Genomic DNA, 15,708 nt, shown 5'->3' with positions numbered 1-15,708 from the left:
TGCTACGAATTACTAAGAACAGATTCTGTAGCCGTGAACTTTGCAGATAAATCTCAATCGATATTTTGCATTCTGGATGGGTTAATTCATCGAGTTCACGACAAAGAACAAAGAGTATTTTATTATAATAGTCACTCCAGTTACTCTTGGCTTTGTTTTGTCATTTATTAGTAGTGCTAGAAAATAGCTTAGTAGGTAGCGGCTATGTCTGCCCAGCTTGCTGAACTAACGGTGAACTTCAATAAAATAGCGACAGTCTAGGACTTTATTTTCTCGTCCTTGGGCTGGCGCTGTTTCAATTTCCAGGCTCAGTCTAAAACATAACATAAGCTTTGCTTATTGATTTGATAAGCAGGTTTTGGTTGTAAATAACGAACTTCTGCGATATAGTACAACTAATTCGATATGAAATAACGCAATAATAGATAGAACAGGGAGAGAAGAGATGCGCAGGTTGGAAGGGAAACGGATAGCGATCACCGGGCCGAGAAAGGCCGCGGAAATGAGCGTGATCGTCGAGAAGATGGGAGGCGTTCCGCTGGTACGTCCGGCGCAAGGCACAGTAGCGCTCGAGCAGGAGAAGGTCGGAGCCCAGTTAAAGAAATTGCTGGAGGAAGGCAGCGACTGGGTTATTTTTACCACCGGAGCCGGTACGGAGCTGTTGTACCAAACGGCCGAAAGCATCGGTGTGGCTGATGCATTCTTGGACTGTCTGCGTCAAACGAATATCGCCGCCCGCGGCTATAAAACGGTAAAATACTTAAAAACGCTCGGCCTGACACCCAAGGTTCGGGATGACGACGGAACGACGAGAGGAATCGTCCGGGCGCTTCAGCCGTATCCCATGCAAGGGCAGCGCGTAGCGCTTCAGCTGTACGGCGATCATGCTCCGCAGCTGGTCCATTGGCTCGGGGAGCAGGGAGCCGTATATTATGAAATCCTGCCTTATTTGCACGTTCCCCCTGAACTGGGTGTGGTGGATACGCTTCTCACCGAGATCGTAAGAGGAGAGGTGGATGCGGTGACCTTCACAAGCACCCCGCAAGTTCGCTTCCTGATGCGCTACGCTCGGGAAGAGGGGCTGGAGGAGTCGATCCTTGAGGCCTTCCGGGAGAATACGGTAGCCGTAGCCGTCGGGAAGGTAACGGCGGAAGCGCTTCGTGATGAGGGGATCGAGCGGGTCGTGGCGCCGGAGGAAGAGAGAATGGGCAGCATGATGGTCGCGCTGGCGCAGTATTACGAGCAGGAATAGTATTGCATCGCATGGTTTGGTCAAAACTAAAGGGTATGGTATACTTTTCCTACAAAGTGACCATGCCTTTTTTGCCTTGACTCCGCCATGTGCGGCCATTCTTTTTTTCTTTTGGAGGCCTAATGAATACCATTCCTGTAGTGCAGCTTCGAGATGTAACCAAACGAATCGGCTCGAAGACGATTGTCGACCATTTATCGTTTGATGTCCTTCCGGGAGAAGTGTTCGGCTTTCTCGGGCCTAACGGGGCAGGCAAAACAACGACCATTCGGATGATGGTCGGACTGATGTCCCTGTCTGTCGGGGAGGTGCTGATCAAAGGCCTCAGCATCAAAAGCCGTTTTGAAGAGGCGATGATGCATATTGGCGCTATTGTAGAAAATCCGGAATTTTATAAGTTTATGACCGGCTACCAGAACCTGCAGCATTTTGCCCGGATGATTCCGGGAATTACGGAAGAGCGGCTGCAGGAAGTGATTTCGCTGGTTAAGCTGGAGCACCGAATTCATGACAAGGTGAAAACCTATTCGCTCGGGATGCGGCAGCGTTTGGGCGTAGCCCAAGCCATTCTGCACCGTCCCTCCGTATTGATTTTGGATGAGCCGACGAACGGCCTCGATCCTGAAGGCATAAGGGAGCTGCGGGATTATTTGCGCCAGCTGTCGCAGAAGGAAGGCATCGCCATTATCGTATCGAGCCACCTGCTGTCGGAGATGGAGCTGATGTGCGACCGGGTCGCTATCATTCAGAACGGAAGGCTGCTGGATGTCCGGTCCTTCAAGGAGGCACCATCGGGGCCCGGCATGCTGGAAGTGGTGCTGGAGGTTGACCGTCCGGAGGAGGCGGCAAGAGCGGCATCCGATCTGTTAGGAGAAGGGCACGTACAACCGTATGCAGCCTCACCGTCTGAGAACGGCGGTGCCGAAGAAGGAGCTTCTGCCAAGACGGACGGGAGCTTGACGGTACAGCTCGGCAGCCGGGAGGAGATTGCCAAGCTCAATGAGCGTCTGGTCTCCGCAGGGATTCGCGTGTACGGAATCCGTACCCAGAACAAATCTCTGGAGGAACAGTTCCTGGAGGTAACAAGGGGGAATCAGATTGTCTAATTTTTTGAATCTCGTCCAAAACGAGCAAATGAAAATATACAGCCGGCTTCGCACGTGGATCATGCTCGGAATCATTCTGATTTCCGTCGTATCGATGGCGCTTATGCTCAAATATGTCATTGAGAGCGGAATAGATCATGCATTCTCTTTCCTGGTGATGTCCACGGGCTTAAGCTGGCTGGTGTTCCTGTTTTCGATTATTATCGCGGGAGATATTGTCGCTTCCGAATTTACATGGGGGACCATTAAGCTCTTGCTTATCCGTCCGGCGACGAGAAGCAAAATTTTGGCTGCCAAGTACGTATCCGTAGTGCTTGCATTAACCGCCTTTACGCTGTTTTTGCTCATCATCTCCTATTTTGTCGGCCTGCTGTTTTTCGGCTTGGGCGGAGCCGCATCCGATGCGGAGTCCTTCCCGCGCATTATGCAGGCCTACGGCATCAAGTGGATTGACCAGCTCATGTACGTGACGCTGGCATTCATGATTTCGGCCGCCTTCCGCAGCAGCTCGCTTGCTATCGGGTTATCCATCTGCTTAATGCCTACGGCCGATACGATCGTGATGGTGCTCGCCCAGTTCAAATATACCTGGGTCAAATACATCCTATTCGCGAATACGAACTTATCGCCTTATCTGCTGGGGGGCAAGCCTCCGGTTGCCGGTATGACGCTGGGGTTTTCCGTTACCATGCTTATTCTTTACTGGCTATTGTTCTATGCCGTGTCCTGGCTCCTGTTTACCAAAAGGGACGTGGCGGGTTAGCTCGACTCCATAATATCGTTTAAAGCAGCTAGGCAACAGCGCTCTTGAAGCGTAAACGCCCTGGCTGTTTTTTCTTTTCCCCTTAAACCGATTTCCTCAGCGGCCATCCTACCCATCTGATCCCTATCTTTACCGTTTATTAACACGGGCCTAATATTCCGATAACGATCCGGAGGTAAGCTTGAACTACAGGGAATGAGAACAAGGCGTAACGGATTCCAAAGGGAATCGTCAGGAAGCGAGATTCTCATCTTGGACAATCATTTCAAATTTTCATAAAACAAACGATTGGGTGGAGACTCTGAGAAAACCCAAAAGGAAACCGGCGCAGCGTTTTCGTACGAAAACAGCTTGTTTACTTTTGATTTCCCAGGGTCTTATTTGCTTATCCCAACGGTGAACGGTTTTTTGGCAAAAGGGGGAAGAGGCTTGGAACATGTACAACCAACCCGGGTACTGGGTACGGCGGCAAGCAAACATAAGCATCGGAGCAGGGCGCTTAAGGCGATCATCCGCCATTGGCAGCTCTATTTGCTTATCGCGCCGGTGCTGGTCTATTTCATCGTATTTCACTATTTTCCTATGTACGGAGTACAGATCGCTTTCAAGGATTTTATAGCTACCAAAGGGATCGGAGGCAGTCCTTGGGTCGGATTTAAGCATTTTCTCCGATTTTTCGACAGCTACTTCTTCTGGCGGCTGCTGAAAAATACGCTCGGCATTAGCTTATACGAGCTGGCCGTCGGGTTTCCGGTGCCGATCGTGCTTGCTTTGCTGATTAATGAGGTGCGGCACAGCGGGTTTAAAAGATGGGTGCAGACGGTTACCTATGCGCCGCACTTCCTGTCTACCGTCGTGCTTGTCGGTCTCGTCATCATGTTCCTGTCTCCGACCAGCGGTATCGTCAATACGATGATCCAAGCCTTCGGCGGCGAGCCGATATCCTTCATGACCAAGCCCGAATGGTTCAAAACGGTCTATGTCTTATCCGGTGTGTGGCAGCAAATGGGCTGGAGCTCGATCATCTATTTGGCGGCTCTCGCCGGCATTGATCCCGGGCTCCATGAAGCCGCCAAGGTCGACGGGGCAACGCGGCTGCAGCGCATTTGGCACATTAATCTGCCCGGCATTATGCCGACGGTCGTCATTCTGCTGATCCTGAACATCGGCAGCTTGATGGGGGTCGGATTCGAGAAGGTGTTCCTGATGCAAAATTCGCTCAATAACGAAAGCTCGGATGTGATTTCTACCTATGTATACCGTAGCGGGCTGCTTGGCTCGCAATACAGCTTCGCTGCGGCGGTGGGACTGTTCAACTCCGTTGTCAACTTTATCCTGCTGCTGACCGTGAACCGGATCGCTAAGGCAGTGAATCAGGCCAGCTTATGGTGAAAGGGAGGAGCCTCATGGCAACTAACAGTCTGGGAGACAAGTGGTTCGAAGCGTTCGTTTACGCATTGTTAGCCGCAGTCACCGTTGTGGTGTTGTATCCGCTTGTATTTGTGCTCAGCGCCTCGATCAGTAATCCCGAGACCGTATTGAACGGGGAGATGTGGCTGTGGCCGAAGGACCTGAGCTTCGTCGGTTATCAGAAGGTGCTGGAAAACCAGGATTTGCTTCGAAGCTATTTGAATACGATCATTTACACGGCTGCAGGCACCTCTATCAATCTCGTCATGACGATTATGGCGGCCTATCCGCTCTCGCAAAGAAGCTTTTACGGACGCAACGTCATCACGGCGATGCTTGTCTTTACGATGTTTTTCAGCGGCGGTTTAATCCCCTCCTATATGCTGGTCAAGCAGCTCGGAATGCTGAATTCCATGTGGGGGCTGATCATTCCGGGGGCCGTCTCCGTTTGGAACATCATCATTATGCGCACCTTTTTCCAGAGTAGCATTCCTGGAGAAATTCTGGAGGCCGCGTCTATTGACGGATGCTCGGACTGGAAGACGCTGTGGCGGATCGTGCTGCCCTTGTCGATGCCCATTATGGCGGTTATGGTGCTCTTTTATGCGGTCGGGCACTGGAATGCGTACTTTAATGCCATGATCTATTTGACGGATCGCAGCTTGTATCCGCTGCAGCTGCTTCTCAGGGAAATTCTCGTTCAAGGTGAAATGGAGCACATGGTCAATGTAGGGGACAGCTCGCACGCCAAAACGATCATGGATCAGGAGGCAGTCAAATATGCCGTTGTCGTCGTGGCGAATTTGCCGATCCTGCTGCTGTACCCGTTTCTGCAAAAATATTTTGTAAAAGGCATTATGATCGGTGCGCTTAAAGGGTGACTACATATCAACCAAGGCTTTTAAGGGACAGGTTCCCTTTTGGCATATAGAGAAAAGATTAACGGGGAGGAACTATACGGATGAAATGGACGAAACTAACGGCGCTGACAGTGGCGTCGGCTGTGGCCGTAAGCCTTACGGCGGGCTGCAGCAATACGAAGGATGCAGGCAAGCAGGCAGAGAGCAAGGAGTCAGCAGCCCCCAACGTGAACAAGACCGGTTTGCCTATCGTCAACCAGCCGATCGAGCTGACCTTCTTCACGGGACTTGCCGATACGAATGGCAGCAACAGCTTTGAAGAGAGGCTCGTGTGGAAGGAGTACGCCAAGATGTCGAATGTGAAGGTCAACTTCCAGTTCGTTCCCTTCAGCAGCCTGACGGAGAAGCGGAACCTGTCGCTGGCCAACGGCGATTACCCCGATGCGTTCTATTCGGCACGCGTTCCCGCGTCGGATCTGATGAAATACGGCAGCCAAGGCGTATTCGTCAAGCTGAACGATTACATCAACGACTATGCGCCGAACCTGAAGAAGCTGATGGATAAATATCCGGACTTGCGCAAAGCATTGACGATGCCGGACGGCAATATTTACTCGTTCCCTTCTTTTTACAGCCCGGAATTTTTGCCGATGCTGATCGGTACGCCGTTGTGGGTCAAGAAGGACTGGCTCGATAAATTGAACATGAAGGAGCCTCAGACGACGGAGGAGCTGTACGCGTACCTGAAAGCTGTGAAATCGACGGATCTGAACGGGAACGGTCAACCGGACGAAATTCCATACAGCGGTACCGGCATCGGTCCGTTGATTGATCAAGTCAAGGGAGCATGGGGCGTAGGCAATCGAGGATTGGGGCATAAATTCGTCGATGTGGATCCGAAGACGAATGAGCTTCGCTTTTTCCGCTTGACCCAGAACTACAAGGAAGTGCTGCAATATGTCAACAAGCTGTATATGGAAGGCTTGATCGACAAGGATATTTTCACGCAGAACGGTAATGCGCTTTATGCCAAGGGAGCCAAGAACGTGCTCGGCTCGACGATCAACCCGAATCCGAAAACCCAGTTCAACGGGGATGGCTATTTTGGACTCGGCGCGCTGAAAGGACCTCATGGGGACCAGATGTACACGCACATCAAAGTTCCGATGGTGTGGCCGGGTGCTTTTGTCATAACGGATAAGAACAAAAATATCGAGGCTACCATCCGGTGGATGGACCACTTCTTCAGCGACGAAGGTGCACAGTTTTATTTCATGGGCGTCGAAGGGACAAGCTATACCAAAACGGCCGACGGCAAGCTCGAATACATCGATGAAATCAAGAAAAATCCGAACGGCTTGACGATGGATCAGGCGTTAACGAAGTATGTAACGTGGATGGGCGGAAGCTATCCGGGCTACGTGCAGGAGAAATATTTCAAGGGCTCGGAGACGCTGCCGGAATCGATAGAGGCCGGGAAGAAAGCTCAGCCTTATGCAATCAAGGATCTATGGTACAACTTCAACTTCACCGATGCGGAGAACGAGTACATGAGCACCAAAGGCTCGGATATTCAGACGTATATCGGCGAGATGGAATCCAAATTGATTACCGGCGCCGCCTCCTTCGACGAGTGGGATAAATATGTGGCAACGGTCAATGGCATGGGTGTCGACCAATATTTGAAAACGTACAAGGCCGCTTACGATCGTTATAATAAAAGCAAATAAGGCAATATGATTCAGAAGACCCTCCACGCTCAAAGCGGCTGGAGGGTTTCACGTTTTTTTACGCTGCAAAACCGATTGTTGTTCAACGCCATTTTTCTTGTTTTTTTTCGTACCGTATAGTGTAAGATCATTCTTAACGACGGAGATTCTGTTTGTGTGACTCTTCTGTTGAATGGCCAATGGCTTCTTAATAGAATGGACGGAATCGGCAAAATGCCTGGAGGGATGGCATGATTTTGGACAAAGTAATCTGGGTGGCAGTGTTAACGCTGATCATCCATGCGGTTGAAACGTTGTCTTACAGCATTCGGCTGGCTGGCGTTCGGACAGGCAAGTTGGCCGTCGCCTTGTCGCTGACGGGAATGATCGTGCTGCTCTCGCGCACGTCCAATCTTATCCAGGGCCCCATGATGGGAGGCGTCATCGATCAGGCCAAGCGCGATCCCGGCGTTTCCCTGGAAGCTCAAATGCACATCATGATTGCCGGTGCGTCGCTTGGCACTCTGCTGGCCATCCTGTTATTCCCTACAGCGGTCCGTATAGCGGTGAAGCTGATCGCCCGGCTTGAAGTGACCGGGTCCTTGCCCCGCCTGGTGCTGGATTCCGTATCCTTTCGCAGCTTGAAATACGCAGGCCGCCAGTTCAAGCTCCCGACCTGGGAGATGATTTCCCGCCTTCGTGTCGGAGGGGTGCCGAAGCGTCTTCTGCTGCTGAACATGTTCGTCACCGGCTTTTATACCGTCGGGGTATTGTCAGCGCTGTACTCTTCGTTTCTTAGCCCCGGGCACAGTACGGCTGCCTCCATGTCGTCGGGCCTCGTGAACGGCGTCGCAACGATCCTGATGACCCTGCTGGTCGACCCGCAGGTCGCTCTGCTGACCGATCGGGCAATGACCGGAAAGGCCAGCATGGCCTCCATCAGCAAAATGTACGGGTGGCTGATGTTTTCGCGGTTTTGCGGCACATGGCTTGCCCAATTGCTGCTGGTTCCCTGTACGATGCTCATTCAGTGGATGGTTCCATTCTTTTCATAAATAGGTCGAAAGTACCGGTTGATGCGCTGATCCAAGACGCTTGGAGAGGCGTATTTTTTATGGGAATTGGGGGAAAATGAGCAGACAATATTGAGGAAATATATAGATTTCAATGGAAAAAAGGAATACGGGCTTTCATGTCGAATGTATCGAATGTTAGTCATTTTATACTAGAGGAGAAACGCCTATCCTATGATTGAATTTCAAAATGTTTCCAAGGTTTATCCCAATGGTACCGTAGGTTTAAAAAATATTAACCTCACCATCCAACCGGGTGATTTTGTCGTTATCGTAGGTCTGTCCGGTGCAGGAAAATCGACGCTGCTGCGCTCGATGAACCGGCTGCATGAAATTACCGACGGTCAAATTTTGATAGACGGCAAGTCCATCACGGCTGCCCGTGGGGCTGAGCTTCGCCGCATGCGCCGCGATATCGGTATGATTTTCCAAAGCTTTAACCTGGTCAAACGGGTATCCGTTTTGCGTAATGTTCTCTCCGGCCGGGTGGGCTATCACTCTACATTTAGAACCATTCTTGGTCTGTTTCCCAAAGAGGATATTGAGCTTTCCCTCAAAGCGCTGGAGCGCGTTAACATTCGCGAGAAAGCATACGCCCGCGCAGACGAGCTTTCCGGCGGCCAGCAGCAGCGTGTATCGATTGCCCGTGCTTTGGCACAGGAGGCCAAAATTATTTTGGCTGACGAGCCGGTAGCTTCCCTGGACCCGTTGACGACCCGGCAGGTTATGGATGACTTGAAACGGATCAATCAGGAGCTTGGCATCACTACGATTGTCAACCTTCACTTCATTGACCTGGCGAGAGAGTATGCAACTCGAATTATCGGCTTGCGGGCAGGGGAAGTCGTGTTTGACGGACCGGTTTCGGAAGCTACCGACGAGAAATTCTCGGAAATCTACGGCCGCGCGATCAAGAAAGACGAGCTGCTGGGGGTGGAAGGCTAATGACCGCATCCGAGCAACGCGGGAAGCAGCTTCAAAAGCCTTCGTCTTTAAAGCCTGCCCTTTCCGTCATCTTCATTCTGCTGCTTTTGTTCGGCAGCGCAATTCGAACGGACGCTTCTATCGTAGAGCTTATTCAAGGTATTCCCGAGATGGGAAAGCTGTTCCAGGAGATGTATCCTCCCAATTGGAGCTACCTGAGTACGGTCATTGACCCGATGATAGAAACGATTCGAATGGCTATTATCGGAACGGTGGTAGGTTCCTTGCTTTCTATTCCCGTCGCATTTTTGGCAGCACGCAATGTAACGCAAATTCCTGTGCTGAGCGCCCTGGCCCGGTTCATTCTGAACCTGGTGCGGACCATTCCAGACCTTATGTATGCAGGCGTCTTTGCTGCTATCGTAGGCTATGGGATGCTGGCAGGAACGATCGCTCTTGCGTTTTTCTCCTTCGGTTTAGTGTCCAAGCTGACTTACGAATCGATTGAATCCATTGACCCCGGCCCTCTGGAGGCTATGACGGCTGTCGGCGCCAATAAGCTGCAATGGATCAACTTTGGGGTTGTCCCGCAGGTCACGGCTCAGTTTGCCGCCTACGTGCTTTACACGTTCGAAGTGAATGTGCGTGCCGCTGCGATCTTGGGCTTTGTCGGAGCCGGCGGTATCGGATTGATTCTGCAAAGAACATTGGACCGTCTCCGTTATGATCAGGCAGCAACGATCATTTTGTTCACGCTCGTGGTCGTGCTTGTGATTGATTATATTAGTACTAAGTTACGGGAGAAGCTGCTATGATGAATACGGATAAAAAGAACATCGGCGAACGGGTTCGTTATTGGTCGATTTGGATCGTTGTCATTATTATTTTGGTGTGGGCCTTTAAGGGCATCGAGTTTACGGGCATTAAAGAAACAGCGGGTCAAGTATCGAAGGCGATCTTCAAAGGCATTTTCCATCCGGATTGGGGCTTTGTCTATTTACCTGAAGGGGAGGACCTGCTTCGCGGATTGCTGGATACGGTAGCTATCGCCATCCTGGGTACGTTCATTTCGGCCGTCCTCTGTATTCCTTTCGCATTCTGGGCCGCTACGGCCAAGGGCAAATCGCGCTGGGCGGTAGGCAGCGGGAAGTTTATGCTAAGCTTGATCCGTACCTTCCCTGAGGTGGTTATGGCGATCATCTTCATTAAAGCGGTAGGTCCCGGATCTTACGCCGGTGCGCTCGCGCTAGGGGTTCACTCCATCGGGATGCTCGGTAAGCTGTATTCGGAGGCTATCGAGAATTTGGATCGGGGTCCGCAGGAGGCTCTTATCGCTTGCGGCGCCAACAAGCTTCAAACGCTGTGGTTTGCGGTCATTCCGCAGGTGCTTCCCGACTTTTTCTCCTTCGCATTGTATCGGTTCGAAATTAATATCCGTTCCGCTGCCATCCTGGGGGTTATCGGTGCCGGTGGTATCGGTACGCCGCTTATCTTCGCATTGGAAGCCCGCAGCTGGTCTCGGGTCGGCATTATCCTGCTTGGCGTTATTGTTATGGTAACGGTGATCGATATTATTTCCGGTTATATTCGTAAGAAACTGGTGTAATAAGCATCAGCAGGAAACCAAATAAGGCAAAAAAAGAAGTGGTCAGGAATTCCTGGCCACTTCTTTGTACTTGTATTACTTACCGCCCATTTGCTTGTTAGCATCACGAACGACGTTGAATTTGGAGTCGTCGGAAGTTGTGTAACCGCGGTGGGAGTAAACATCATAAATGATTTGTTGACCTTGAGGGTCTTTACCGATAGCGATGAACGCATCCGCGATTTTTTTGCGCCATTCCGGATCCATATCGTTACGAACACTGATTGTATCGTTAGGGATTGGAGCGGTGAAGAACAACACGCGTGTTTTGGAGAATACGTCTGGAACGTCCTTCATTACCGTTGTACGGGCATCTTGGAAAATGGCGGCTGCGTCCACTTCGTTGTTCAGAACAGCCAGAACGCCTTTGTCATGACCTTTAACGGTGATCCCTTTTACGTCTTTATCAGGGTCGAGCTTGTTTTTCTTAAGCTCAAGACCCGGGTAGATGTAGCCGGCGGAGGAAGTAACGTCCTGCCAAGCGACTTTTTTATCTTTCAAATCAGCGATAGTTTTGATGGGGGAATCGTTTTTCACGATAATCATAGATTTGTACGAATCTACAAGCTTCGTTTTGTCTTCTTGACCTGTAGCGTCGTCAACGCCATAACGTTGTGCTTGAAGCAGCAAGTCAGCCGCTTTCTTCTCATCGTGGGCTAATACATAGCCGGTTGGAGGAAGGAAGCCGATATCGACTTTCTTGGAAGCCATAGCTTCGATAATCGTGTTGTAGTTAGTGGAGATAGAAACCTTAACAGGAATACCAAGTCTGTCTCCCAGCAGTTTCTCAAGCGGCTTCGCTTTAGCTTCCAAAGTTTCTGCGCTTTGGGAAGGAACGAATTGAACCGTCAGCTCCTTAGGAACATAACCCTTTGTTGCTGTTTCCGTTTTTCCTTTGTCTGTTGGCGCAGGTGCAGCCGGAGTTTGATCTTTCTTAGCACAGCCCGCTGCAATACCTGCAGATAGCAGAAGCGATAAGCTGATTGCCGCTACTTTTTTAAGCATTTTTTTTGACCTCCCGTTAAATATGGAATGGAATCCATGATCTACTATAGCATAATATGTCCATTTCTACAGTAAAAAAAATGTTAAGAAAGTACCTTGGCAGCCAAAAAATTTGTTAAAATAGGTCGTAATGAAATGAACCGGTACGAATGGTTGGTTTGAAAGCACTTCCATTTTTTTGCCGCGAGACCCGCCGTAGACTATTGGAATTTTGAAGCCTGGCAAGGTTCATCCTAATTTGGAGAAAACAGAAAAAAGATAACGGAGATGATTCTTTTCCCATGACAAACGAACAAACCTGCACGATAACGATTTTGGAAACGAGCGATGTGCACGGGGCTTTGCTGCCTATCCAATACGCCAATAACCAGCCTACTTCCTTCGGGTTAGCCAAGCTTGCTTCCTTAATAAATAAGGAGCGGCGGAGCGGGGGACATGTCCTCTACATAGATAATGGAGATTTGATCCAAGGGACCCCCCTTGCTTATCACCATGCCAAGCTGAACGCGGAAGCCCCGAATCCGATGATCAGCTGTATGAATGCTATCGGCTGCGACGCGGCTGTTATGGGAAACCACGAGTTCAACTATGGACTGGAGCTTCTTCAAAAGGCCGTGCGGGAATCGAGCTTTCCGTGGTTAAGCGCCAATATTGTCGATGCCAAGACAGGGGAGCCGTTCTTCGGCAAGCCGTATAGGCTGATCGAGCTTCCGGAAGGGATTCGCGTTGCGGTCCTTGGGCTTACGACCCACTACATTCCTAACTGGGAGAAGCCGGAGCATATCGCAGCCCTGCACTTTGAAGATGCGTTCGAGGCATGTGGTAAATGGGTGGCAAAAATACGGAAGGAAGAACAGCCGGATGTGATGATCGTCTCCTATCACGGGGGTTTCGAACGGAATTTGGTGTCGGGCGAGCCGACCGAGCCTTTGACCGGGGAAAATGAAGGCTATGCCATGTGCCAAAATGTCCAGGGAATCGATGTGCTGCTGACCGGGCATCAGCACCGTACGATAGCGTACTGCAAGATCAATGGTGTCACCGTAATTCAGCCGGGCAGCCAAGGGACGTATCTCGGAAAAGTGCAGCTTCAATTGACCAAGCGGGATGGAAAATGGAGCATAGCGCAGTCGTCCTCCGAGCTGTTGTCGCCTGAAGGAGTGGAGCCGGACAGCACTCTGCTCGACATCGTCGCTCCGCATGAAGCGCTGACCCAGGAGTGGCTGGACCGCCCTATCGGCAAGCTGCTTGGGGATATGAGAGTAACAGATCACATGGGAGTACGGATCAAGGAGCATCCGCTGATCGAGTTTATTAACAAAGTGCAGATGGAATTATCCGGCGCCCCGATCTCCAATACGGCATTGTTCGATAATATAGCTCCGGGGTTCCCGCCGGATATTACGATGCGCGACATCGTGTCGAATTATATTTATCCTAATACGCTCCAGGTCATTAGAATCAGCGGACAGGATATCAAGGACGCGCTGGAACGCTCGGCCTCCTATTTTGAAACGTATGACGGCGAGTCAGTGAAGGTCAACCCTTCGTTCAGCGAGCCTAAACCGCAGCATTACAATTACGACATGTGGGAAGGCATTGAATATAAGCTCAACATTTCCCGTCCGGAAGGGGAACGCGTCGTCATGCTGCAGTATCAAGGCAAGCCGCTGGATATGCACGCCCAGTATGATGTCGTTATGAACAATTACCGCGCGGGCGGCGGCGGCAATTATACAATGTTCCAAGGCAAGCCTGTCGTACGCGACATTCCGACAGATATGGCGGAGCTGCTAGCCACCTACATTATGGAGAGAGGAACGATTGAGGCTTCCTTGAACTCCAATTGGGAGGTTATTTGGGACTGAGTGGTCCACTCCCCTGCAATTTGTATAACGAGAAGCGCGAAAAAAAGGAGGTCGGACGAATGGTGATTCGCAAGCTGACGCCAGCCGATGCCGAGCGGTACAGGGACATCAGACTCAGGTCGCTTAAGGAGCATCCGGATGCATTTTTGACTACTTATGAGGTAGAAATTACGAAGCCGCTGGAAACCATTCGTCATAACCTTCAGCCTACCGCCGATAAGTTTACATTGGGGGCTTTCTCGGACGAAGGGGAACTGGCCGGCGTAGTGACATTGGTCCGTGAGAGCAATCCGAAGCTCAGGCATAAAGCGAATCTATACGCCATGTATGTAGCTCCGGAATACCGTAAACAAAGGCTGGGTCAGGCACTTGTATCGGCACTGCTGATGGAGGCTAAGACTTGTGCGGGCTTGGAAAGAGTCCATTTGACGGTTATCTCCAGCAACCAAGCGGCCAAACGGCTCTATGAATCGCTGGGCTTCGTATGCTACGCGACGGAAAAACAAGCGTTAAAGATCGACGGAGCTTACTGGGATGAGGATTTCCTATCGATTCGAGTATAGATTGGAAGACTTCTTAGGAAGTCCAAGTCTGTTGAAAAACCTGTGAAACTTGAAAAATAGCATCGGTAACCCGGTAGGGTATCCCCCTCCGGCCGCTGTTGTTCCCGGAAAATTTTAATTATATCACTTTACAGTGGTTATTTTCCGCGAACAAAGGCGGACGCTATCGCTCCTACGAGGGACACCCCACCTATCACCATTCGCATTTTTCCTGTAAGATGGTTTTTTCAAAAACGTGAAGACTTCTTAGGAAGTCTTTTTTTGATTTGGTACTTTACTAGATTAATGTATTAATGTATTATCGAATTGTAGTGATAAAGTAAACGATAAGGAGATCGTGTACCATGAACCCAACCATTCAAGTGAAAGCGCGCAAGGCATTGAATCATATGAAGCCGTACTCTCCCGGCAAGCCGATATGGGAAGTACAGCAAGAGCTCGGCATCGATAAGGTCATCAAGCTGGCATCCAATGAAAACCCGCTTGGGGCTTCCCCCAAGGCGGTAGAGGCGATAATTGCCTATTTGCCGGAAATTCATCGTTATCCGGACGCAAGCACCAAAGGGCTGAACGAGGCTATCGCTGCCCAGCTGCAGCTGACTCCCGACCAGCTTATCGTAACGAATGGAGCCGACGAGCTGATCAAGCTGGTGGCGGAGGCTTTTTTGGAGGAGGGGGATGAGGTCGTCGTACCGCATCCGTCATTCAGCGAATACGAGTTTGGGGCTCACCTGATGGGAGCTGTCCCTGTTCCGGTTCCGCTTGACGAAAGCTATCAATATCATGTGGAGGATCTGCTGTCCGCCGTTACGGAACGAACCAAGATGGTATTCTTATGCTCGCCGAATAATCCGACCGGTACATACTTATCCCGTGAAGATCTTCGGCGATTGCTCAACGCATTGCCTAAGGATGTGCTTGTCATGTACGACTCCGCGTACAGTCACTTTGCTTCGGCCGAAGACTATACGGACGGCCTTGAGTTTGTACGGGAAGGAAATCCGGTCATCGTGCTCCAGACCTTTTCCAAAATCTATGGATTGGCAGGCATCCGTGTTGGTTTTGGGGCAGCGCCTGCTCCTATCATAGCAAGCATTTTGCAGGTTAAAGAGCCTTTCAATGTCAACGCTTTGGCTCAAGAGGCAGCGAAGGCAGCCATTGCAGATACGGAGCATGTCGAGGCGTCCCGTCGCGTGAATGCCCTCGGCCGGGAACAGCTGTACGAGGCTTTTCGCGTGTTGGGATTGTCTTATACCGAAAGTATGACGAACTTTATTCTTGTGAAGCTTGGCCCTGACGCGAAGGAGCTGTATGGGCGTCTTATGGAGCTTGGGGTGATCGTACGCTACGGCGGCACATGGGGGATGCCGGAGCATATTCGCGTAACTGTAGGGACCCAAGAAGAAAATGATTTCTTCATCCGTCAGCTGACTTCCTTATTGGGGGAATAGCGGATCGCTGCGGTCCGGCCTGCATTGCTGCGATGCGGCAATGAAGCGAAAGTTGCTGCCTCCGGAGTATTCAAGAATT

14 protein-coding genes are annotated in these 15,708 nt (G+C 50.7%); 13 read left to right on the top strand and 1 reads right to left on the bottom strand.

The window, feature by feature from the left end; translation table 11 throughout:
* Nucleotides 1-445 precede the first annotated feature (445 nt).
* From GGC63_RS05195 to phnE (GGC63_RS05150), 10 genes are all read left to right on the top strand, one after another.
* Nucleotides 446-1,252, top strand: coding sequence for a uroporphyrinogen-III synthase (locus tag GGC63_RS05195; RefSeq protein ID WP_192701332.1), 807 nt, complete (start codon nucleotides 446-448; stop codon nucleotides 1,250-1,252).
* A 122-nt stretch (nucleotides 1,253-1,374) separates the two neighbouring features.
* Nucleotides 1,375-2,358 carry an ABC transporter ATP-binding protein gene (locus GGC63_RS05190; RefSeq protein ID WP_192701331.1) on the top strand — a complete coding sequence of 328 codons (984 nt, stop codon included), beginning with the start codon at nucleotides 1,375-1,377 and terminating at the stop codon, nucleotides 2,356-2,358.
* Nucleotides 2,351-3,121 carry an ABC transporter permease gene (locus GGC63_RS05185; protein WP_192701330.1) on the top strand — a complete coding sequence of 257 codons (771 nt, stop codon included), beginning with the start codon at nucleotides 2,351-2,353 and terminating at the stop codon, nucleotides 3,119-3,121. The genes GGC63_RS05190 and GGC63_RS05185 overlap by 8 nt, the downstream gene beginning before the upstream one ends.
* Nucleotides 3,122-3,577: 456 nt before the next feature.
* On the top strand, nucleotides 3,578-4,513 hold the full coding sequence (locus GGC63_RS05180) for an ABC transporter permease (protein ID WP_192701441.1): 936 nt from the start codon (nucleotides 3,578-3,580) through the stop codon (nucleotides 4,511-4,513).
* 14 nt (nucleotides 4,514-4,527) lie between these two features.
* Nucleotides 4,528-5,412: a carbohydrate ABC transporter permease gene (locus GGC63_RS05175; protein WP_192701329.1), complete on the top strand. Its 885-nt coding sequence runs from the start codon at nucleotides 4,528-4,530 to the stop codon at nucleotides 5,410-5,412.
* 80 nt (nucleotides 5,413-5,492) lie between these two features.
* Nucleotides 5,493-7,121, top strand: a complete 1,629-nt coding sequence (locus GGC63_RS05170; protein WP_192701328.1) for an extracellular solute-binding protein — start codon at nucleotides 5,493-5,495, stop codon at nucleotides 7,119-7,121.
* A 230-nt stretch (nucleotides 7,122-7,351) separates the two neighbouring features.
* Nucleotides 7,352-8,155, top strand: a complete 804-nt coding sequence (locus GGC63_RS05165) for a lipid II flippase Amj family protein (RefSeq protein WP_192701327.1) — start codon at nucleotides 7,352-7,354, stop codon at nucleotides 8,153-8,155.
* Nucleotides 8,156-8,347: 192 nt separating this feature from the next.
* The gene (gene phnC, locus GGC63_RS05160) at nucleotides 8,348-9,118 is read left to right on the top strand and encodes a phosphonate ABC transporter ATP-binding protein (protein WP_192701326.1); all 771 of its coding nucleotides are present in this window, start codon (nucleotides 8,348-8,350) and stop codon (nucleotides 9,116-9,118) included.
* The gene (gene phnE, locus GGC63_RS05155) at nucleotides 9,118-9,912 is read left to right on the top strand and encodes a phosphonate ABC transporter, permease protein PhnE (RefSeq protein ID WP_192701325.1); all 795 of its coding nucleotides are present in this window, start codon (nucleotides 9,118-9,120) and stop codon (nucleotides 9,910-9,912) included. Before phnC ends, phnE (GGC63_RS05155) begins: the two co-directional genes overlap by 1 nt.
* The gene (phnE, locus tag GGC63_RS05150) at nucleotides 9,912-10,703 is read left to right on the top strand and encodes a phosphonate ABC transporter, permease protein PhnE (protein ID WP_412973851.1); all 792 of its coding nucleotides are present in this window, start codon (nucleotides 9,912-9,914) and stop codon (nucleotides 10,701-10,703) included. Before phnE (GGC63_RS05155) ends, phnE (GGC63_RS05150) begins: the two co-directional genes overlap by 1 nt.
* Nucleotides 10,704-10,778: 75 nt before the next feature.
* Here phnE (GGC63_RS05150) and GGC63_RS05145 read toward each other — a convergent pair whose 3' ends face one another.
* The gene (locus tag GGC63_RS05145; RefSeq protein ID WP_079914412.1) at nucleotides 10,779-11,747 is read right to left on the bottom strand and encodes a phosphate/phosphite/phosphonate ABC transporter substrate-binding protein; all 969 of its coding nucleotides are present in this window, start codon (nucleotides 11,745-11,747) and stop codon (nucleotides 10,779-10,781) included.
* 281 nt (nucleotides 11,748-12,028) lie between these two features.
* Here GGC63_RS05145 and GGC63_RS05140 point away from each other — a divergent pair, with 281 nt between their 5' ends.
* The 3 genes from GGC63_RS05140 to hisC all read left to right on the top strand — a co-directional run bounded on the left by GGC63_RS05140 (nucleotide 12,029) and on the right by hisC (nucleotide 15,629).
* Nucleotides 12,029-13,615 (top strand): bifunctional metallophosphatase/5'-nucleotidase, encoded by a 1,587-nt coding sequence (locus GGC63_RS05140; RefSeq protein WP_192701323.1) that lies wholly within the window; start codon nucleotides 12,029-12,031, stop codon nucleotides 13,613-13,615.
* A 59-nt stretch (nucleotides 13,616-13,674) separates the two neighbouring features.
* Nucleotides 13,675-14,178: a GNAT family N-acetyltransferase gene (locus GGC63_RS05135; RefSeq protein ID WP_192701322.1), complete on the top strand. Its 504-nt coding sequence runs from the start codon at nucleotides 13,675-13,677 to the stop codon at nucleotides 14,176-14,178.
* Between the two features lie 344 nt (nucleotides 14,179-14,522).
* Nucleotides 14,523-15,629 (top strand): histidinol-phosphate transaminase, encoded by a 1,107-nt coding sequence (hisC, locus tag GGC63_RS05130; RefSeq protein WP_079914415.1) that lies wholly within the window; start codon nucleotides 14,523-14,525, stop codon nucleotides 15,627-15,629.
* The last annotated feature ends 79 nt before the right edge of the window (nucleotides 15,630-15,708 follow it).

Source organism: Paenibacillus sp. OAS669 (assembly GCF_014873645.1).
Lineage (GTDB): Bacteria > Bacillota > Bacilli > Paenibacillales > NBRC-103111 > Paenibacillus_S > Paenibacillus_S vulneris.
The sequence above is the reverse complement of the archived record's forward strand: the minus strand, read 5'-3'. Positions and strand labels throughout refer to the sequence as shown.